The 19,871-nt window shown below is 50.1% G+C and carries 20 protein-coding genes; 10 read left to right on the top strand and 10 right to left on the bottom strand.

The genetic code is table 11. The annotated features are described in order from the left end of the window. Window positions 1-11: 11 nt before the first annotated feature. Entirely contained in the window at window positions 12-1,319 is a 1,308-nt protein-coding gene (rimO, locus tag BZK41_RS00495; RefSeq protein WP_003831616.1) for a 30S ribosomal protein S12 methylthiotransferase RimO, read from the bottom strand. 231 nt (window positions 1,320-1,550) lie between these two features. Here rimO and BZK41_RS00490 point away from each other — a divergent pair, with 231 nt between their 5' ends. Both BZK41_RS00490 and glgP read left to right on the top strand, forming a co-directional pair. Then, window positions 1,551-1,739: a glycine cleavage system protein T gene (locus BZK41_RS00490; protein ID WP_249418755.1), complete on the top strand. Its 189-nt coding sequence runs from the start codon at window positions 1,551-1,553 to the stop codon at window positions 1,737-1,739. 48 nt (window positions 1,740-1,787) lie between these two features. After that, window positions 1,788-4,238, top strand: coding sequence for a glycogen phosphorylase (glgP, locus tag BZK41_RS00485; RefSeq protein WP_079936824.1), 2,451 nt, complete (start codon window positions 1,788-1,790; stop codon window positions 4,236-4,238). A 32-nt stretch (window positions 4,239-4,270) separates the two neighbouring features. On the opposite strand, the gene BZK41_RS00480 is transcribed toward glgP, so the two are convergent. After that, window positions 4,271-5,197, bottom strand: coding sequence for a LysR family transcriptional regulator (locus BZK41_RS00480; RefSeq protein WP_079936823.1), 927 nt, complete (start codon window positions 5,195-5,197; stop codon window positions 4,271-4,273). Window positions 5,198-5,416: 219 nt separating this feature from the next. On the opposite strand from BZK41_RS00480, the gene bssR reads away from it, so the two are divergent. Together bssR and BZK41_RS00470 are read left to right on the top strand one after the other, a co-directional pair. Beyond that, window positions 5,417-5,800 (top strand): biofilm formation regulator BssR, encoded by a 384-nt coding sequence (gene bssR, locus BZK41_RS00475; RefSeq protein WP_008784229.1) that lies wholly within the window; start codon window positions 5,417-5,419, stop codon window positions 5,798-5,800. A gap of 102 nt (window positions 5,801-5,902) precedes the next feature. Further along, complete coding sequence (locus BZK41_RS00470; RefSeq protein WP_079936822.1) at window positions 5,903-7,000, top strand: PQQ-dependent sugar dehydrogenase; 1,098 nt, start codon at window positions 5,903-5,905, stop codon at window positions 6,998-7,000. Window positions 7,001-7,005: 5 nt separating this feature from the next. Here the strand turns inward: BZK41_RS00470 and BZK41_RS00465 are convergent, their stop codons facing one another. Further along, window positions 7,006-7,632 (bottom strand): glutathione S-transferase family protein, encoded by a 627-nt coding sequence (locus tag BZK41_RS00465; protein WP_003831628.1) that lies wholly within the window; start codon window positions 7,630-7,632, stop codon window positions 7,006-7,008. Window positions 7,633-7,960: 328 nt separating this feature from the next. On the opposite strand from BZK41_RS00465, the gene dacC reads away from it, so the two are divergent. Then, on the top strand, window positions 7,961-9,163 hold the full coding sequence (gene dacC / locus BZK41_RS00460; protein WP_032944358.1) for a serine-type D-Ala-D-Ala carboxypeptidase: 1,203 nt from the start codon (window positions 7,961-7,963) through the stop codon (window positions 9,161-9,163). A 45-nt stretch (window positions 9,164-9,208) separates the two neighbouring features. On the opposite strand, the gene deoR is transcribed toward dacC, so the two are convergent. Then, on the bottom strand, window positions 9,209-9,967 hold the full coding sequence (deoR, locus tag BZK41_RS00455; RefSeq protein WP_079936821.1) for a DNA-binding transcriptional repressor DeoR: 759 nt from the start codon (window positions 9,965-9,967) through the stop codon (window positions 9,209-9,211). Window positions 9,968-10,031: 64 nt separating this feature from the next. After that, window positions 10,032-10,640, bottom strand: a complete 609-nt coding sequence (gene ybjG, locus BZK41_RS00450) for an undecaprenyl-diphosphate phosphatase (RefSeq protein WP_079937010.1) — start codon at window positions 10,638-10,640, stop codon at window positions 10,032-10,034. 298 nt (window positions 10,641-10,938) lie between these two features. On the opposite strand from ybjG, the gene BZK41_RS00445 reads away from it, so the two are divergent. After that, window positions 10,939-12,171: an MFS transporter gene (locus BZK41_RS00445; protein WP_008784235.1), complete on the top strand. Its 1,233-nt coding sequence runs from the start codon at window positions 10,939-10,941 to the stop codon at window positions 12,169-12,171. Window positions 12,172-12,199: 28 nt separating this feature from the next. Here the strand turns inward: BZK41_RS00445 and BZK41_RS00440 are convergent, their stop codons facing one another. The 3 genes from BZK41_RS00440 to BZK41_RS00430 all read right to left on the bottom strand — a co-directional run bounded on the left by BZK41_RS00440 (window position 12,200) and on the right by BZK41_RS00430 (window position 14,612). Beyond that, the gene (locus BZK41_RS00440; protein ID WP_079936820.1) at window positions 12,200-12,481 is read right to left on the bottom strand and encodes a hypothetical protein; all 282 of its coding nucleotides are present in this window, start codon (window positions 12,479-12,481) and stop codon (window positions 12,200-12,202) included. 107 nt (window positions 12,482-12,588) lie between these two features. Continuing rightward, a complete protein-coding gene (locus BZK41_RS00435; RefSeq protein WP_079936819.1) occupies window positions 12,589-13,404 on the bottom strand; it encodes a Cof-type HAD-IIB family hydrolase in 816 nt (271 codons plus the stop codon). Beyond that, window positions 13,404-14,612, bottom strand: a complete 1,209-nt coding sequence (locus BZK41_RS00430; RefSeq protein WP_079936818.1) for an MFS transporter — start codon at window positions 14,610-14,612, stop codon at window positions 13,404-13,406. The genes BZK41_RS00435 and BZK41_RS00430 overlap by 1 nt, the downstream gene beginning before the upstream one ends. Window positions 14,613-14,697: 85 nt before the next feature. Here BZK41_RS00430 and BZK41_RS00425 point away from each other — a divergent pair, with 85 nt between their 5' ends. Further along, complete coding sequence (locus BZK41_RS00425) at window positions 14,698-15,258, top strand: TetR/AcrR family transcriptional regulator (RefSeq protein WP_079936817.1); 561 nt, start codon at window positions 14,698-14,700, stop codon at window positions 15,256-15,258. On the opposite strand, the gene BZK41_RS00420 is transcribed toward BZK41_RS00425, so the two are convergent. Next, entirely contained in the window at window positions 15,245-16,042 is a 798-nt protein-coding gene (locus tag BZK41_RS00420; RefSeq protein WP_079936816.1) for an SDR family oxidoreductase, read from the bottom strand. The two genes, BZK41_RS00425 and BZK41_RS00420, sit on opposite strands and share 14 nt — an antisense overlap. Before the next feature lie 517 nt (window positions 16,043-16,559). Between BZK41_RS00420 and BZK41_RS00410 the strand changes: the two genes are divergently transcribed. Genes BZK41_RS00410 through tssD form a run of 3 tightly spaced genes read left to right on the top strand, consistent with a single transcriptional unit; the run spans window position 16,560 to window position 17,851 of the window. Further along, the gene (locus BZK41_RS00410; protein WP_079936814.1) at window positions 16,560-17,024 is read left to right on the top strand and encodes an STM2901 family protein; all 465 of its coding nucleotides are present in this window, start codon (window positions 16,560-16,562) and stop codon (window positions 17,022-17,024) included. Next, window positions 17,018-17,344, top strand: a complete 327-nt coding sequence (locus BZK41_RS00405; RefSeq protein ID WP_079936813.1) for a DUF1493 family protein — start codon at window positions 17,018-17,020, stop codon at window positions 17,342-17,344. The genes BZK41_RS00410 and BZK41_RS00405 overlap by 7 nt, the downstream gene beginning before the upstream one ends. 21 nt (window positions 17,345-17,365) lie before the next feature. Then, complete coding sequence (gene tssD / locus BZK41_RS00400) at window positions 17,366-17,851, top strand: type VI secretion system tube protein TssD (protein WP_079936812.1); 486 nt, start codon at window positions 17,366-17,368, stop codon at window positions 17,849-17,851. A 206-nt stretch (window positions 17,852-18,057) separates the two neighbouring features. Here tssD and BZK41_RS00395 read toward each other — a convergent pair whose 3' ends face one another. Further along, a complete protein-coding gene (locus BZK41_RS00395) occupies window positions 18,058-19,743 on the bottom strand; it encodes an aspartate:alanine antiporter (protein ID WP_003035354.1) in 1,686 nt (561 codons plus the stop codon). Window positions 19,744-19,871 lie beyond the last annotated feature (128 nt).

Below are 19,871 nucleotides of genomic sequence, written 5' to 3'. Positions count from 1 at the left end.
GTTGCGCTTAATTAAACGCGGGTGCCCCACAGATCGTATTCATCTGCGTTTTCGACCTTCACGCGGATGATATCGCCAGGTTTCACCTTGGTTTCACCATTCAGGTATACCGCGCCGTCGATTTCCGGAGCATCAGCCATGCTACGACCAATTGCGCCTTCTTCGTCAACTTCATCAACGATAACCAGAATCTCACGGCCCACTTTCTCCTGCAAACGTTCAGCAGAGATCTGCTGTTGCAATTGCATAAAGCGATTCCAGCGTTCTTCTTTCACCTCTTCCGGGATTTGATCCGGCAGGTCATTAGCGCCAGCGCCTTCTACCGGGCTGTATTTAAAGCAGCCCACGCGATCCAGACGCGCTTCCTTCAGGAAGTCGAGCAACATCTGGAAGTCTTCTTCCGTTTCACCCGGGAAACCAACAATGAAAGTGGAGCGCAGCGTCAGTTCAGGGCAGATTTCACGCCACTGCTTGATGCGCGCCAGCTGTCTGTCCACGGAGCCTGGGCGTTTCATCAGTTTAAGAATACGCGGGCTGGCATGCTGTAACGGGATGTCCAGATACGGCAGGATTTTCCCTTCCGCCATCAGCGGGATCACATCATCAACGTGCGGGTAGGGGTAGACGTAATGCAGGCGCGTCCAGATCCCCAGTTTTGATAACTGTTCGCACAGATCAACCATGCTGGTTTTGACCGGCTCGCCGTTATGGAAACCGGTACGATGCTTCACATCTACACCGTACGCAGAGGTATCCTGAGAGATTACCAGAATCTCTTTCACGCCCGCATCGACCAGACGCTTGGCTTCGCTAAGGACGTCGCCAATCGGACGGCTCACCAGATCGCCGCGCATGGATGGAATAATGCAGAACGTGCAGCGGTGGTTACAGCCTTCAGAAATCTTCAGATAGGCGTAATGGCGAGGAGTCAGCTTGACGCCCTGCTCAGGAACCAGACTCTGGAACGGGTTGTGTTTTGGTTTTGGCACATAGTGGTGAACGTGCTCCAGAACCTGTTCGTAGCTATGCGGCCCGGTGATTTCCAGCACCTTCGGGTGGACTTCACGGATCTGATCGACTTTCGCGCCCAGACAGCCGGTGACGATCACCTTACCGTTCTCGTTCAGCGCTTCGCCAATTGCTTCCAGGGACTCCTGAACCGCACTGTCGATAAAGCCGCAGGTGTTAACGATAACCATATCCGCGTCGTCGTAGCTTGGCACAACATCATAGCCTTCGGTACGAAGTTCGGTCAGGATGCGCTCAGAATCGACGAGGTTTTTCGGACAACCTAGTGATATAAAACCAATTTTTGCCATTTTCTTATTCTGTACATTGCTCGTAATCGGGGGATTATACAGATGCCTTCACGGTACATCTATATCTGATCAGCATAAGACGGAGAGAATAAAGAGCGATACCTATAAAGAGTAGACCGGTTAGTGAAAGGTGTTTAGTGAGTCTAATTCCGGCTTTAAGTGCCGCTTCTTGGCTATAGGCACTCATTATCGTAAATTTTATCTCGTCGAGCGTTACTAATGAGGTTTAATTTGAAAGATATTGTTTTGAAGTCGAAACTTGAAATGGCGAAAACGCTTTATGCTAATGGTGTGAGTTTATATTATATCTCACTTGCCACAGGCTTAAGTTGGCGTGTATTAATGACAGAATTAACGTTCATCGCCAGTCATGAAATTATTCGACAAAAATCTGACGCTCGTAACCCAGAAATTAAATAATTTACCTGTCTATTACCCATCCTACAAAATTTGAAAGGTAACGTTAATATGTATATTTCGCCACTGCCGCCCACGGCGGACTCTGATGTTGATAAACTGAGAGATGATATTGCTAATAAACTATTATTTACTATTGGCAAAGATCCCGCAATCGCCACGAAACGGGAGTGGCTTAATGCAACGTTATATGCGGTACGCGATCGGATGGTCGAGCGCTGGCACCGTTCTAATCGGGCGCAATTCTCTCAGGATGCGCGCCAGGTATATTATCTGTCGATGGAATTTTTAATTGGTCGTACGCTATCCAATGCATTGCTCTCTTTAGGTATTTATGACGAAGTCAGAAGCGCGCTGGAGGCAATGGGGCTTGAACTGGAAGAACTGATTGATGAAGAAAACGATCCCGGGTTAGGTAATGGTGGTCTCGGTCGTCTGGCGGCCTGTTTCCTTGATTCACTGGCGACGCTCGGGTTACCAGGATGTGGATACGGTATTCGTTATAACTACGGTATGTTTAAACAAAACATCGTTAACGGTGTACAAAAAGAGTCGCTGGATTATTGGCTGGAATACGGTAATCCGTGGGAGTTCAAACGTCATAATACGCATTATAAAGTGCGTTTTGGTGGGCGTGTTCAACAGGAGGGGAATAAATCCCGCTGGCTTGAAACCGAGGATATTCTGGCGGTGGCGCATGATCAAATCATTCCAGGTTATGCGACGGACACGACTAATACGTTGCGCTTGTGGAACGTACAGGTGAATAACGAAGTTAATGCGGGCAAACTGAATCAACCGGCCGACTTTGCTACAGAAGTGGAGAACAAATATCACTTCGATCGAATCTCGCGGGTTTTGTACCCGGATGATTCCACCGATGCGGGGCGTGAATTGCGTTTACGCCAGGCCTATTTCCTGGCCTCGGCAACGATTCAGGATATTCTGAGTCGTCATTATCAGTTGCACAGAACATACGACAATCTGGCCGATAAAATTGCGATTCACCTTAATGATACGCATCCGGTACTGGCGATCCCTGAGTTGATGCGCTTATTGATTGATCATCACCAGTTTAGCTGGGATAACGCGTTTGACGTGACCTGCCAGATTTTTTCTTATACCAACCATACGTTGATGAGTGAGGCGCTGGAGACCTGGCCGGTAGAAATGCTAAGTCGAATTTTACCGCGCCATCTGCAGATTATTTTTGAGATTAACGATCGTTTTCTGAAGACCTTACAGGAACGTTATCGTAATGACGGCGATCTACTGAAACGTGTGTCGTTAATTGAAGAATCCAATGGTCGTGTGGTGCGTATGGCCTGGCTGGCGGTAGTTGTCAGTCATAAGGTAAACGGCGTATCGGCGTTGCATTCAAAACTGATGACCGAATCACTATTTGCAGACTTCGCGCGTATATTTCCCCTGCGTTTCATCAATGTAACCAATGGTGTGACTGCGCGTCGTTGGCTGGCGCTGGCGAATCCACCGCTTGCCAAAGTGCTGGACGACAATATCGGTGACAGCTGGCGGGCTAAATTAATGCAGTTGGGCGAGCTAAAGCAGTTTATAGATTATCCGTCGGTGAATGAGGCAGTGCATCGTGCGAAACGTAAAAATAAGCAGCGACTGGCGCAGCATATTGCCACCCACTATGGCGTGGTGGTGAATCCTGATGCGCTGTTTGATGTGCAGGTGAAACGCATCCACGAGTACAAGCGGCAACTCATGAATGTGCTCCACGTTATTACACGATATAACCGGATTAAAGCCGCACCGGATGCCAACTGGGTACCGCGAGTGAATATCTTTGCCGGAAAAGCAGCATCCTCTTATCACATGGCAAAACAAATTATTCGCTTGATTAATGATGTGGCGCAGTTAGTCAATAACGATCCGCAAATTGGCGGCAAACTAAAGGTAGTATTTATTCCGGATTACAGCGTCAGTCTCGCTCAGCTAATTATTCCGGCAGCCGATCTGTCAGAACAAATTTCCCTGGCCGGGACGGAAGCCTCCGGGACCAGCAATATGAAATTCGGTATGAATGGTGCGCTGACTATCGGTACGCTCGACGGCGCTAATATCGAAATGCGCGAATACGTTGGGGAAGATAACATCTTTATCTTTGGCAATACGGCGAATCAGGTTGAAACTCTGCGACGTGATGGCTATGACCCGAGACACATCTTTGAAAAGGATGAGGAACTTCATCAGGTGCTGACGCAAATCGGTACGGGGGTATTCAGTCCGCAGGAGCCAGGGCGTTATAGAGGCGTGCTGGATTCATTGATTAACTTCGGCGACTACTATCAGGTGTTGGCAGATTATCGCAGCTATGTAGATTGTCAGGATGCGGTGGATGAGCTGTATCGTAATCCCCGTGAATGGACGACAAAAACCCTGCACAATATTGCTAACATGGGGTATTTCTCGACGGACAGAACGGTTCAGGAATATGCCGACCATATCTGGCGAATAGCAAAAATTCGCGTGTAGCCAGTATTTCTAACGCTCAGCCTCCCTGGTTTTCATAACAGGGAGGCTGTTTGCAAATCAGCCAGAATAGGGGCGAGGATCTTATGGGTATTGCCTTCTTTGCGCGATGAGGCAAACACGCTAAATTGTGGCAAGGGAAACGAAGTGTTTATTTTTTTTAGTCCATACAGGTGGGCGTGTGTTTCATATACCTTTTCCGGGATCACCCCTAAACAATGGGTATTGGACACAATCGTCAGAATCGCCGTAAACGATGAGGTAAGCAGGCAGCGTTCTCCTGTTCTGAATTTTTTATCCACAATACTGCGATGATAAATGATTTTCTCATTCTTAGTATTGTAACCGACCAGGCTAGCGTTTCTGAATTGCGCTTCGCTGATGGTGTTACCATATAAAGAATTATTGTGCGAGGCCGCCAGCACCAGGCGCATATCGCATATTTTCTGGCATGAAAGACTTGCTGACTCTACAGAAAAGGTAGAAAAAACGGCATCTGCCTGACGCATATTCAGCAGTTCAATAATACTCTGTTCATTCAGGTCGGCGGTAAGGTGCAGGAGGCTGATATCGGCGTCAGTCTCGATTATTCTGGCGGTGACATCTGGAATAACGATAGGGGAAATAAAAGATTCTGTATAAAGCGTTAACCTTTTTTTTGCAGCAGGCGTGGAAAGCGGCATCAGCGTTGACAGCTTATCGATAATTGGGATTGTATTATCATACAGCTCATCAGAATAGACAGTCGGTAAAAGCGCATTACCGCTACGGACAAACAGATTATCCCCCATCATTTCGCGCAGTTTTCTTAATGACTGGCTGACGGCGGAAGGCGAGATGTTCAGCATGTCAGCGACTCTGGAGATGCTACCCACGCTATAGATCAAGCAGAAAATGGTCAGCAGATTGAGATCTATTTTTGATAGTGTGCGTATTTTTTCTGCATCATTTGCTTTCGACATAGACCCCTCATCATCAACGCCATGGCAGTAACCACATCAGGTATAGCAAAAAATGTCAGACGAGTCAGACACTGAGCGCCTTCGAAAGCGTACAGAATGAAGTTGTAACATTGTAAATTATGTTAATCAATTGGGATTTATTGATGTAGGACATCTATTTGTTCAAAAAACAACCATACTATTAAGTTGCACCATAGTTGGAAAGAGGAGGAACAAAGTATGGTTGTTGACAGACTGAGAACCGATCTTCTCAACAAATTGATAAACGCCCGTATCGAACTTGCCGCTTATCTGCAGTTGAGAAAAGCGAAAGGCTACATGTCAGTTAGCGAGAGCGATCGCCTGCGTGATGTTTTTTTTGCACTGAATCGCGAATTGCACGAGCAATCACAGCTTCACGGTATGCATCTTGATCAGGAAGAGTGGAATGCCCTTCATCGTGCTGAAGGGGCGTTAGCCGCCGCCGCTGTTTGTCTTATGAGTGGACATCACGATTGTCCAACATTCATCGCCGTTAACGCAGAGAAACTGGAAAACTGCCTGACAACGCTGACGCTGAGTATCCAGAGTTTGCAATCTTACCCAACGCTGGAACACGTCTGAATCAGGGGGAGGGCGCTCCCCCTTTTCGTCAATATTATGTAAAGGTAACGGGATAATTCCCCTTGCTGGCTACGCTTTATGCAGAGCCATTAAGGAGGTGTTATGCGTCGACTCTTTCTCTGTGCTGCCTCATTCGCGTTACTTTCATCTTATGCCGCTGCGGTAAAGGTAGAAGTGCTGCAAACTAAACTTGATCACCCATGGTCACTGGCTTTTTTACCCGATAACCGCGGTATGCTCATTACGCTCAAAGGTGGACAACTTCGACTCTGGCAGCCTGATAAAGGGCTGTCCGACCCGCTGACCGGCGTACCAAAAGTCTGGGCGAATGGTCAGGGTGGGTTGCTTGATGTGGTGTTAGCTCCGGACTTTGAACGATCCCGCCGGGTGTGGCTAAGCTTCGCTGAAGCCGACCGCGAAGGCAAAGCGGGCACCGCAGTAGGCTACGGGCGATTGAGTGACGATCTCAAACATCTGCAAGGATTTCAGACCGTTTTTCGCCAACAGCCAAAGCTTTCCACCGGAAACCATTTTGGCGGACGTCTGGTATTTGATGGTAACGGTTATCTGTTTATTGGCCTGGGGGAGAATAATCAGCGCGCTACCGCCCAGGATCTGGATAAATTGCAGGGCAAATTAGTCCGACTGACCGACGAGGGCAAAATTCCGCCGGGTAATCCGTTTGTGAACATGGCGGGAGCGCGGGCAGAGATTTGGTCGTATGGCATCCGTAACCCGCAGGGTATGGCGATGAATCCGTGGAGTGATGTGCTGTGGCTCAATGAGCACGGTCCACGCGGAGGCGATGAAATCAATATCCCCGAGAAAGGGAAAAACTACGGCTGGCCTATCGCGACCTGGGGGGTTAACTACAGTGGTTTGAAAATTCCCGAAGCAAAAGGTCAAATTGTTGCTGGCACGGAACAACCCATCTTTTACTGGGAAAAGTCGCCGGCGGTCAGCGGAATGGCTTTTTACAATAGCGATACCTTCCCGCAGTGGCAGCAGAAGTTGTTCATCGGCGCGTTGAAAGATAAAGAAGTGATCATGTTGAGCGTTAAAGGGAATACGGTCACGGAGGATGGTCGCCTGTTGCAGGAAAGGGGGCAGCGGATCCGTGATGTGCGCGTCGGACCAGACGGTTATTTGTACGTGTTAACCGACGAGTCCGACGGGGAATTACTGAAAGTGAGTCCCTGATTTGGTTAGCTGACCGGGATCATCACGATTTTTTGAAACGCCGGGCGCTCGGTCAGTTGTTGATACCAGCGTTCCAGATGCGGGCGCGGGGTCCAGCTCAGGCCAACGTTGAACAGGTTATAGATGAACGGCGCAACAGCGATATCCGCGGTGCCAAATTCAGCCCCGGAGAACCATGGCTGGTCTGCCAGCGCGTTATCCAGAATGGCAAACAGGTTATCGCAAACTTGCTTACTTGCCTCAATGGCCGCCATATCGCGCTGATCGGCAGGTGTTCTGACCAGACCAAATAAGATAACCCGATGCGCTGGGCTTAGCGTCTGATTTGCCCAGTCCATCCATTTTTCACCGACAGCGCGCGCGGCCGGGGCGTCAATCCACAAACGTTTTTGTCCGTACTGAGCGGCCAGATAGCGGACAATGGTATTGGATTCCCACAGAACAACGTCCGTTTCATCATCGCGTAGTAGCGGGACCAGTCCGTTCGGGTTCAGTGCCAGATAGTCGGCATCGCGGTTACCGCCATGCTGCCCGCCCGCCAGAATTTGGTTATACGGCAGTTCCAGTTCCTCGAGCGTCCACAATACTTTTTTTACGTTGGTCGAGTTATTGCGACCCCACAGTGTAATCATAGTAACCCCGCAAATTAATTGAGCAGCTTTATGGCTGCAGATGCCATCTGACTAGCTCACATGGTGAGGTAAACCTAATATTTACGCAACAAAGTCTAAAAAAATCGTGCCAGGAGCAGCGCAGCGCGGCGTTATTGCATAAACTTTAAAAACTTTACCAACTTACGGTTTCTTTAAGCTCGTTAGTGCGTTATTACTCACCGCACTTATTTTACACGTCATCCATCAGACCTTTTCTGCATGGGTTGGCCGAGGTCGCTTGGCCGGTTTTGTGTAAACACGGTGTGGTATGACGTGGTTTTTTGGAATGGATACTCGGGTGGCATTTATGACGCAATACTTCTCTTCACTTCGCAGCTTTGCTGCAGGTTCTGCACTCTTAATCCTTTTGGCGCCGACCGTACAGGCGGCGGAGCAACCGACGGCCCCGCCGAGCGTAGACGCGCGCGCGTGGATTCTGATGGATTACGCCAGCGGCAAGGTGCTGGCGGAAGGTAATGCTGATGAGAAACTGGATCCTGCCAGTCTGACCAAAATCATGACCAGCTATGTGGTTGGGCAGGCGCTGAAGGCCGGAAAAATTAACCTCAACGACATGGTCACCGTGGGCAAAGACGCCTGGGCGACCGGTAATCCGGCCCTGCGCGGTTCGTCGGTTATGTTCCTCAAGCCCGGCGATCAGGTTGCGGTGTCCGATCTGAATAAAGGCGTTATCATTCAGTCAGGTAACGATGCCTGTATCGCACTCGCTGATTACGTTGCCGGCAGCCAGGAATCCTTTATTGGTCTGATGAACGGCTATGCGAAAAAACTGGGGCTGACCAACACGACTTTCCAGACGGTACACGGCCTGGATGCGGCAGGACAGTTTAGTACCGCACGTGATATGGCGCTGCTGGGGAAGGCGTTAATTCACGATGTGCCGGAAGAGTATGCTATCCACAAAGAGAAAGAATTTACCTTCAATAAAATCCGCCAGCCGAACCGCAACCGTCTGTTGTGGAGCACCAACCTGAACGTGGATGGTATGAAAACCGGGACCACTGCCGGGGCGGGATACAACCTGGTGGCTTCCGCGACCCAGGGCGATATGCGCCTGATCTCCGTGGTGCTGGGAGCGAAAACCGACCGCATTCGTTTTAATGAGTCAGAAAAGCTACTGACCTGGGGCTTCCGCTTTTTTGAAACCGTTACGCCGATTAAACCAGATGCCACTTTCGTGACCCAGCGCGTCTGGTTTGGCGATAAGAGTGAAGTGAATTTGGGCGCTGGAGAAGCGGGTTCGGTGACCATCCCGCGTGGTCAGCTCAAAAACCTGAAGGCCAGCTTTACCCTGACTGAACCACAGCTAACCGCGCCGCTGAAGAAAGGTCAGGTTGTGGGCACTATCGACTTCCAGTTGAACGGAAAATCCATTGAGCAGCGTCCGTTGATGGTGATGGAAGATGTGGAAGAGGGTGGTTTCTTTAGCCGCATGTGGGACTTTGTGATGATGAAATTCCACCAGTGGTTTGGTGGTTGGTTCTCTTAATCTTATCTGTTGCCGGATGGCGCAATCGCCGTCCGGCAGTATCTGTTAGTACTTCAGCGTGATACGTTGCGCTTTAGCGTACTCAACAAACGCATCGTCAGGACGGTTATCACTGATGATGGTATCAAAGCGTTTTAATTCCCCCATCCTCGCAGGTCGCACCTTGCCAAACTTGCTGTGATCGACCACCAAAACGTGATGCTGCGCCATCGACATTGCCCAGTGCTTCACCGGCAGTTCTTCCAGATTAAAACAGGTTGCGCCTTTTTCGATATGAACACCTGCCGCAGAATAAAAGGCGATATCCGGACAGAGATTGTTCAGCGTTTCCTGGAAATCGAGCGGTTTAAAAATCGCGTTACTGGCATGGAATTCACCACCACACAGAATGACGCGGCACTGCGGTTTTTCCTGCAGCACCAGAAACGTATTCAACGAGTAGCAGATTGCGGTGAAGGGCAGTTCATTGTCGATCGCTTCAATGATCCACGGCGTGGTAGTACCGCAATCGAAAAAGATGGTCTGATGCGCCTGCACGAGACTCGCCGCCTGCTGGGCGGCGCGACGCTTTTCATCAACCAGACGGGATTTTTGATCGCTGATTAAATAATGGTTAGCGCTGCGGGGTTCCAGAACAATATAGCCCCCGAGCAGCACGACGGGAGCATCATGATTATTCAGGTCGCGACGAATGGTCATCTCAGATACGCCCAGCAACGCCGCGGCTTCTTTGAGGTGTAATTTATCGCTGCGTTTCAGCGCCTGCAGTAATTGACCAATACGCTCGTCGCGTCGAGTTTCCATAGTTCCCCTGGAGAATAGAATAAGTACTCAGTTTCGCGCTTAATACTACTCTTTTTACCGTGGGTTAGTCACGTACCCAACCTTTACGGATGGGGAGGGCGAAGCAGGTGCGATAGCAAGTCTGCAAGCCGAGGTACAGGGGGGTGCCAAAGCGCTGCCAGATCATCTGGGCGCTCAGACAGCCGATCAATCCAGCCAGTAATCCGCCCAGCATATCCAGCGGCCAGTGTACGCCAAGGTAGACTCGTGACCACGCAATCGCCACGGCAACGGCCATCAGCAGAACCCCCGTCCATAGGCGATGCCAGAACAGGAAGGCCAGAGCAAAGGTAAAGATAACCGTACCGTGGTCACTCGGGAAAGAATCATCTGCCGCATGGTGCAGGAAGTTATAGCCGATGTGGTTAACGAACGGGCGATCGTGGGGGAAAAGATGCCCCATCAGCCAGGAAATCGTCAGACCGATTACCAACGCAATGGCCATTTTGATGACCAACTGGCGCTGGAGCGTAACCTGACCACGAGGTCCCCAAAGCCAGAGCACAACGGCTAACAGCGGCACAATGCTGATCAGATCTTTGGCAATGAAAATGGCGAGCGAAATGGCCCATTGCGCAGAGTCGGGTGTTGCATTGATCAAGTAAAAAAGCGAATTGTTCAGATTTTCCAGCATAACGTCCAGACTCAGTGTAATCGTTAAAAAGGCCCATAAGGGGGAGAGCATAAAATTGCTTTCACGGGATAAAAAGCGGTCTTGTCTTATTTGCGTGTTAAATGACGATTTTTAAGACAATTTATGAGGCTTATTGAGCATGATAGCGGTCTCAACTTAAATTAACCTTAAAGCAGAATGTTCTTGAGCAAATGAGTGTAAAAATGTGCGCATTTTGCTTTCAAATCACATAATTCACTATCACCAGTACGGCGCATTTATTACACTTTGCGCGATTTTTCTATAGTTAAGAGATTGCATGCAGAACCGTTTATCTTCAGGCGTCCGTTTGGGGCGTCAGGCATTACTTTTCCCGCTTTGTCTGGTGCTTTACGAATTCTCCACTTATATCGGCAACGATATGATCCAGCCCGGAATGTTGGCGGTGGTGGCGCAATATAACGCCGGATTAGATTGGGTACCTACGTCCATGACCGCCTATCTGGCAGGCGGCATGTTTTTGCAGTGGTTGTTAGGACCGCTGTCGGATCGTATTGGTCGTCGTCCGGTAATGTTAACTGGTGTGATCTGGTTCATCGTTACCTGCCTTGCGACCCTGCTCGCACAGAATATTGAGCAATTTACTTTCCTGCGTTTTTTGCAGGGGATAAGCCTGTGCTTTATTGGTGCGGTGGGTTACGCCGCCATTCAGGAATCCTTCGAAGAAGCGGTCTGCATAAAAATTACCGCGCTGATGGCAAACGTGGCGCTGATTGCGCCACTACTGGGGCCGTTGGTAGGCGCAGCCTGGGTACATGTTCTGCCGTGGGAAGGGATGTTTATCCTGTTTGCTGCTCTGGCGGCCATCTCCTTTTTTGGTCTGCAGCGCGCGATGCCGGAAACGGCGACCCGGCTTGGTGAAAAGCTATCCATTAAAGAGCTGGGCAAGGATTATAAGCTGGTGCTGAGGAATGTGCGCTTTGTTGCAGGCGCGCTGGCGTTGGGTTTTGTCAGCCTGCCGTTACTGGCATGGATTGCGCAGTCCCCGATTATTATCATCAGCGGTGAACATCTCAGCAGCTACGAATATGGTCTGTTGCAGGTGCCGATTTTTGGCGCGTTGATTGCCGGTAACCTGGTGCTGGCGCGTCTGACTTCGCGAAAAACCGTGCGTTCGCTAATTATCATGGGCGGCTGGCCAATCGCCGTTGGCCTGATTATTGCCGCTGCGGCTACGGTGGTGTCATCTCATGCATATCTATGGATGACGGCAGGTTTGAGTATCTATGCGTTTGGCATTGGCGTGGCGAATGCGGGGCTGGTGCGCCTGACGCTGTTTGCCAGCGAAATGAGTAAAGGTACCGTTTCTGCTGCAATGGGTATGTTGCAGATGCTGATTTTTACCGTCGGTATTGAGCTGAGTAAACACGCGTATCTGCTGGGAGGGAACGGCTTGTTCAGCCTGTTCAATCTGGCAAGCGGCGTACTGTGGCTGATTCTGATGGTTATCTTCCTGAAAGATAAACGGGTAGGGAATTCCCGGGAAGGTTAAGGCCCGGTTGCCCGGGCCTGGTAAAAACTTAGTGGTGGTCGTCAATCTGATGTTCGATAACCATCCCTTCACCGACGCTTGCCACATGTCGCGCATAAGGATGGACACGATAAACCGGTGCCGGGGCAGGCGCTGGAGCAACATATACTGTTTGTGGTGTGGTCGTTACGCTGACCGCCTGCGGTACGCTGACGGAAGAGGGTACTACCACCACTTTATAACCGCTGGGGACATCAACGGTAACGCTTTGCGCAAATGTTGTCCCCGCAAAGCCCAGCAACAATGTCGCCATCAGTACACTTTTCTTCATAATCCGCTCGTCTGAAATATTCACTGGAAGTAATAATCCAGCGGGTTAATTTAAGGCGGATTATGAATAGATCATGCCATCATTTTGTTGCCGTCTGTGCTGAGACGTTAATGCGTAAACGGTGCTTCATTCTTTAACACGCGGTCGATAACATCCAGCACGCCCTCTTCGTTGTTCGAACCTGCGCGATATTTCGCCGCCTCGATCACCGGTTCATGAGCGTTTGCCATCGCATAGCTAAATCCGGCCTGACGCAGCATCTCAATATCATTTCCGCCATCACCAAACACAACAACCTCATCGTCGTTAATATTCCAGCGTTGTTGCAGCAGCCGCAAACCGTTTGCCTTATGCACGCCGGGAATAATTAAATCGATGCTGCCGTAGCCGGTATGCACCGGCACCATAATATCGCCAATCGCCTCGTGGAGATCGGCCTGAACCTGCGGGATTCGGTCATCGGAAATATTCAGCCCGAACTTGAAGAAAACGTCGTTGAGGTTGTCAAAATTATCTACAAATTCAAGACGATGATAGTACATGGCGGAAACGTTCTTATGCTCATCACTGTACTGTTTCAATGTATAGGCGCTGTTTTTACCACAGGCAATAATGTCGATATCGGCGCGGGTCAGCAGATGCTCTACGATGGCATGGAAATCGTCTTTAGCCAGTTCGCCGTTAAAGACATCTTCTCCTTCACTGACCACCCAACCGCCGTTTTCGGCGACAAATGAGATTTCATTGGCCAGCTCGGGGAAAAAGGAAATCAACTGATAATATTGGTTGCCGCTGGCGACCACAAAGCGGATCCCTTGTTCTTTCATCTGGCGGTATTGCGCCATAAAGCGCTCACGGTTATAGGTTTTTTGGTCGCTTAAAAATGTGCCGTCCATGTCGACCGCAATTAGTTTGATACTCATTAGCTGTTCTCCATCACCGTGGTATTTTTGAGATCCGGTTTCGCTACCGCTTTCGCGACGACGGCGGCGACAAGCACCAGCGCCAGCACCACCAGCATAGCGCTGCGCAGGCCATAGTGTTCACCCAGATAGCCCAGCAGCGGGGGGCCAACCAGGAACGCCAGATAGCCGGTGGTCGCGACAACACTGACGCGGGTTGGTGCATCGGGGCCGGTGTCGCTGGCGGCTGAAATGGTCAGCGGGAAGCCGAGCGAAGCGCCGAGTCCCCACAAAATAACGGACACACCCGCCACCCAAGAGCTGTCGACAAAAATAATCAGGCTAATCCCGAGAGCACCCATCAGCGCACTGGCGCGCACCACAGCAACGCGGCTGTAACGGTCGATGAACCAGCCGCCGGTAAATCGCCCAACGGTCATACCCAGCGTAAAACCGGCATAAATCAGCGAGCCTGATGTCGGGCTAAATCCATGTCCGTCCACCATTAACAATGGGAGCCAGTCGTTGGCGGAACCTTCAGCAAATGCCATCGCCAGCACTACAACGCCGATCAGCAATAGCTGGATATCACGATAAAAAGGCAGCCCTTTTTCACCGGAGTGAGAACCGTCAGCGGCATTTTTGCCCGTGCCGTCAGGAATAGCTTTGATGGCGATGAAAATAGGTGTGATAGCAACCATCGCAGCCAGCAAAATATGTGCGGTTGCCGGGACGCTGAAGGCGGTAAGCATCATTCCAACCCCAGCCCCTGCCAGCGTTCCCAGGCTGTAAAAACCATGCATCATCGGCAGCACGGTTTTGTTCATTTCGCGCTCAACCGCCGCACCTTCGACGTTGATGGCAACTTCTGCCGCGCCAAAGCTGGCGCCAAACACGCCCAGGCCAAACGCGAAAATCCAGGCGGAATGCAGCCAGAGCGCGACGCTGAGGATCGCCATTCCGAGGACTGCGCAAGACATGGTGGTGCGGATCACCTTACGCGTGCCAAATCGTTTCACCAGCCAGGCCGAACAAAGTATGCCACTCATCGAACCAATAGAGAGTCCAAACAACACCGCGCCCATTTCGGCGGTAGAGATGGAGAGAATATCTCTGATGGCAGGGGTACGCGTTGCCCAGGAGGCCATTAATAATCCTGGTAAAAAGAAGAACGTGAACAGCGCCCAGGTGCGACGTCTTAAGGCTTTGCGTGATGAGATGCCAGTCATGAATTCGAGCCAAAGAAAAGAGGGAAGGAGACAACATTAGCAAGACTGTGTACATTTGTACACAAATGCAAGAAGAGGAAATGCAGTGCGACGTGCAAACGATCCGCAGCGGCGGGAAAAAATAGTTCAGGCGACTCTGGATGCAGTAATAGCCCATGGTATTCATGGGGTTACACACCGTAAAATCGCTATGATTGCCGAGGTGCCACTGGGTTCTATGACCTATTACTTTTCGGGAATCGATGAGCTTTTGATGGAGGCATTTGGCCGTTTTACTGACAGGATGATGCTGCAGTATCAGGACTTTTTTGCCGACGTTAAGGATGCGTCGCAGGCTTGCCATGCCATTACCGATATGATTTACGGCTCTCAGGTCACAACGCCTGATAATATGGAGCTCATGTATCAGCTGTATGCTTTCGCCAGCCGTAAACCAGCGTTGAAAACGGTGATGCAGAACTGGATGCTACGCAGCCAACAAACGTTAGAGCAGTGGTTTGACCCAGTTACGGCACGGGCGCTGGATGCGTTTATTGAAGGAATGACGCTGCATTTTGTCACGGACAAAAAACCGCTGCAGCGAGAAGATATCTTGCTGATGGTGGAGCGTATTGCAGGGGGGCCCGCGACAGTCAGCTGTGCGTAGCGCCCCCGGTAATATTCACCACCGTCGCGGTCATGGCGCTGGCATGGTCTGAAGCGAGAAAGGTTATGACCTCAGCGATTTGTGCAAGCGTAGGCAGGCGCGCGAGCATGGTACTTTGCGCTGCACCCCCTAACCATTGATCGATGGTTAAACCCATTGACTGTGCTTTAGCGGAGAAAATTTCTCCGGTATAGGAGCCAGCTGCAACAGCATCCACAATCGCATGCGAGCGCACGCCGACGACCCGGATATTTGCCGGTCCCACCTCGCTGGCGAGCGCTTTAATAAAAGCCTCTGTTCCTGCACAACCGACAATATGACCCAGGTGACCAGGCATCGCCATCGGAGCCGCGGGGGCAACAACGCTGAGAATGACGCCCGCACGATTGCCGCCCATGTGCGGCGTTACGGCTTTTGCGATATTGAACTGCGCCGAGAGGAAAGGGGTAATACCGCTCATAAACTCAGAGAGGGATAATGCGTCAATGCGCTTGCCCTGTTCGTGCATAAAGCCGGTCGCGTTAACCACCACATCTATTCCACCGGTTTGCAGCGCAAGTTGAGTAATTTGTTTTGATGCGTCGTGTTCGTCGAGTACATCGGTGATAAAGGTATCGACGGTACCGCCTGTCGTTCGAAGGCGACTGGCCGTCCAATCCAGCTTTTCCTGGCTACGCGCGCCCAGGTATACATGAGCACCTTCGCGCGCCATGGCCTGCGCAACCGCACTACCAATAGCCCCGCTGCCACCAAAAATTACTGCGACTTTGCCAGTAAGCAACATGACTAACCTCCATCCCCGAAAAAGCACCGTTTTAAAGTATGTGCCATAACCGGCATGCTGCAAATTTGTCGCCGCTTGGCAGAGTAGCTAACCTTTTATCCCTATCACCTGCAGCACGTTCTGTCATCCCGAGCTGGCGACGGATTGAACTGGTAGCTGGTCGCCGAGGTGCTCTCCGCGTCGTTCTGTACGCGTAGCGAAGTGGCGCTAAACAAGGGGGGTAATCAGCAAAGGGTCATCCTGAACTCATTTCAGGCCATTAAGCTCGGAAAACAGAAATACTTCGGAATGGCTGTTTTACAGGTGTCTGAAAATGATGTGGCCCCGGTAACTGCGTATCATGCATCCGAGGCCAAGATCAAAGCTATTAAAAAATAATCAATAACGCATAAAGCGTTGTAGTGTGGAGGTCAAACAGGACGTAAGTCCGCTCAAGGAGATCAGGCACACAACATCAAATTATTTTCATAAAATCAGGCTATAACGCGGTAACAATCAACGATAAATAAGGACATCAATGGACACTGTAGAGGAACTCAACGGGACATATTTCTATGCAGGGAAGTCCAATCTGACGGCTGCTGAGCTTTTGTTTATGATTTTCTGTGAGAATACCGCCAGCCAGTTCGGGATTGGTATTGCAGATTTCGGGGCTATCGTTGCCCTGGTATCAGGTCGCAATAATCTTTGGACAAGGGCAAAGCCGATTGGTGCGACTAAAGGTACTTCATACGCCTCCAAAGCAGCACGCGCAGTGTTTAAAAAGTCAAAATTCCCTTTTGGTATATCATTACCGACCTGGCTTGGCGGCTACACTCCGTGGACAGCTCGCCGTGTTATGGTCCACAACATTGGATCATTTGTTGGTCGCTCAATCCCCTTGGTTGGCATGATTATTCTGGCAGCTGACGTGTCTCAAATTACCTACCGTACTATCCGCGACTATAACGTTATAGCAAGGGGCAGTGATAAGTTATGGTAAATAATATCGAGCAAAAAATTTATGAGCTGATACGACCCTACGCAGGAACGTATTTACTCAACATAAAGAAAGTGGTGCTAACACCTAAAACTGACCTCGATACTGATCTGGATATTGACGAGGTGGAAGTCGAAGATCTGATGAATGATTTTTTTGAAATGTTCAATGTTGAGCGGGGCAACTTCAAGGTTGAAACATACTATCCTGCTGAATCATTCTCACTGAATCCATTTAAAAAATCACCACCTGTACCTGTACCTGATTTCACTATAGGCATGTTGATTGAATCAGCAAAAGCAGGACGCTGGTTATATAACTGAGCATAAGCAAGGAGCTTTAAAATGGCTGTACCTGTTCACTTATTTTTGACTGATGATGGCGGTTCGATTATCCGTGGATCGTGCGATGTTCGAGACCGTGAGGGTAGCGTGGAACTAAGGGGACTACATCACAACATAATGCTACCTACAGATCCAATGACAGGTAAGGTAACGGGAACACGTCAACATTCGCCATTTCAGTTTACTAAGGAGCTCGACAGCTCAAGTCCGTACCTGTTCAAAGCCGCGGCTACTGGTCAGACTCTCAGATCTGCTGAATTTCGTTTCTACCACATCAACGATGCAGGGCAAGAGGTAGAGTATTACCGGATCACACTCGAAAATGTGAAAGTAGTTTCAGTGAGTCCTTTAATGCACGACACTCGGGGATGCCCTGGAACAGGCCACATGGAAGATGTTGCGCTGAACTACGAAAAAATTACGCATCTGTACAAAGACGGCAATCTTTTAGCCCATGATGCATGGAATGAGCGCTCCACTGCGTAAATCACAATAGATCTACAAATATGATTTTAAAGATTTTGAATTTCAGGCAACAAAAAACCCATCAACCTTGAACCAAAACGGCGGGGTTGATGGGCTCCACAAATTGGGGACATCAAAGAAAAGCAGTGGCAATAGTTATGACTGACGCCTTGAAGAAAAGTTCTGCTTACCTGCAAAAAATTTTCGTTTAAGGGTAAATTTCAGCGCTAACCAAGGCCAGGCCAGACAATGACAATGAGTGTCCCCGCTAATGTCAGCAGAACGTTGGCAATCGCGTAGGTCCCGGCATAGCCTAACGCAGGGATGTTGCTGCGTGCGGTGTCGCTGATGATTTCCATTGCCGGAGCACAGGTACGTGCGCCCATCATGGCGCCAAACAGCAGGGCGCGGTTCATGCGCAATACATAAGCACCAAACAAGAAACAGATGACAACCGGCACCAGGCTGACCACCAGACCAGCAATCAACATTTGACCACCGACGGCACCCAGGCCATTACCAATGCCACTGCCTGCGCTTAAACCGACGCCTGCCATGAATACCATCAGACCAAACTCTTTCACCATATTCAGCGCACCCTGTGGGATGTAGCCAAACGTAGGGTGGTTGGCTCGCAGGAAGCCCAGCATGATCCCGGCGAACAGCAGTCCAGCCGCATTCCCGATGCCGAAGCTGAAATTACTGAACTGGAAGGTGATCATCCCGATCATCAGACCGATGATAAAGAAGGCGCAGAAGGCCAGCAGATCGGTCACCTGACTGTGAATTGAAATGAAGCCGATACGATCGGCAATGGTTTTCACGCGACGAGCATCACCGCTGACCTGCAATACGTCGCCTTTATTGAGCACGACGTTGTCATCAATAGGCATTTCAATCTGGCTGCGGATCACGCGGTTGAGGAAACAACCGTGGTCGGTCAGTTTCAACTGGGCCAGGCGACGACCAACGGCATTGTGGTTTTTCACCACAATTTCTTCAGTGACGATGCGCATATCGAGCAGATCGCGATCGAACACCTCTTTACCGTTACGGAAGCTGGGATCGAGGCGAGCATGGGCATCCGGATAACCCACCAGGGCTATCTCATCGCCCATTTGCAATACCGCGTCACCATCCGGGTTGGCCAGAATGCCGTTGCGACGGATGCGTTCAATGTAACAGCCGGTCTGGCGATAAATACCCAGTTCGCGCAGATTTTTGCCATCGGCCCATGCCACCAGCTCAGGGCCAACACGATAGGCGCGAATCACCGGGAGGTACACTTTACGATTGGCGTCTGTGTCCAGACCCCGTTCACGTGCGATTTGTTGGGCGCTGGTTTGCAGGTCCTGGTGCTGAAGTTTCGGCAAATAGCGCGCACCAACAATCAGACTGACCAGACCAATCAAATAGGTGAGGGCGTAACCCAGGCTCAGGTTATCGAGAGCGCTTGAAAGTTGTGTCCCTGACATTCCTGAATGGCGCAAGGTGTCACCTGCGCCGACCAGCACCGGAGTTGAGGTCATCGAGCCAGCCAGCATACCCGCCGTCAGGCCGATGTCCCAGCCAAATAGCTTACCCAGCCCCAGGGCGATCAGCATTGCGCTACCGACCATCACCAGGGCAAGCATTAGATAATTTTTCCCATCGCGAAAAAAAATCGAAAAAAAGTTGGGGCCGGCTTCGACGCCGACGCAAAAAATAAACAGCATAAAGCCGAGATTTAATGCATCGGTGTTAATACTAAAGTGCTGCTGACCTAATAATAGGGAGACCACTAAAACGCCAATGGAATTACCGAGTTGGACTGAACCCAGACGTAATTTGCCCAGACACAGGCCCAGTGCCAGGACCACAAATAATAACAGGATGTAATTCCCATTTAACAAATCTGCGACGTTTATATTCACGGAGACTAACTTCTTGTTTACTAGTAAGCTATTGAAAGAAATGGCAATTTACGCTAATGTTTTTGCCAGAAATTAAGGGGCGATAGCATCGTACACAGCCCCGAATAATGCAGCATAACAATATATGC

Source organism: Citrobacter sp. A316 (genome assembly GCF_002042945.1).
Lineage (GTDB): Bacteria > Pseudomonadota > Gammaproteobacteria > Enterobacterales > Enterobacteriaceae > Citrobacter > Citrobacter portucalensis.
The sequence above is the reverse complement of the archived record's forward strand: the minus strand, read 5'-3'. Positions and strand labels throughout refer to the sequence as shown.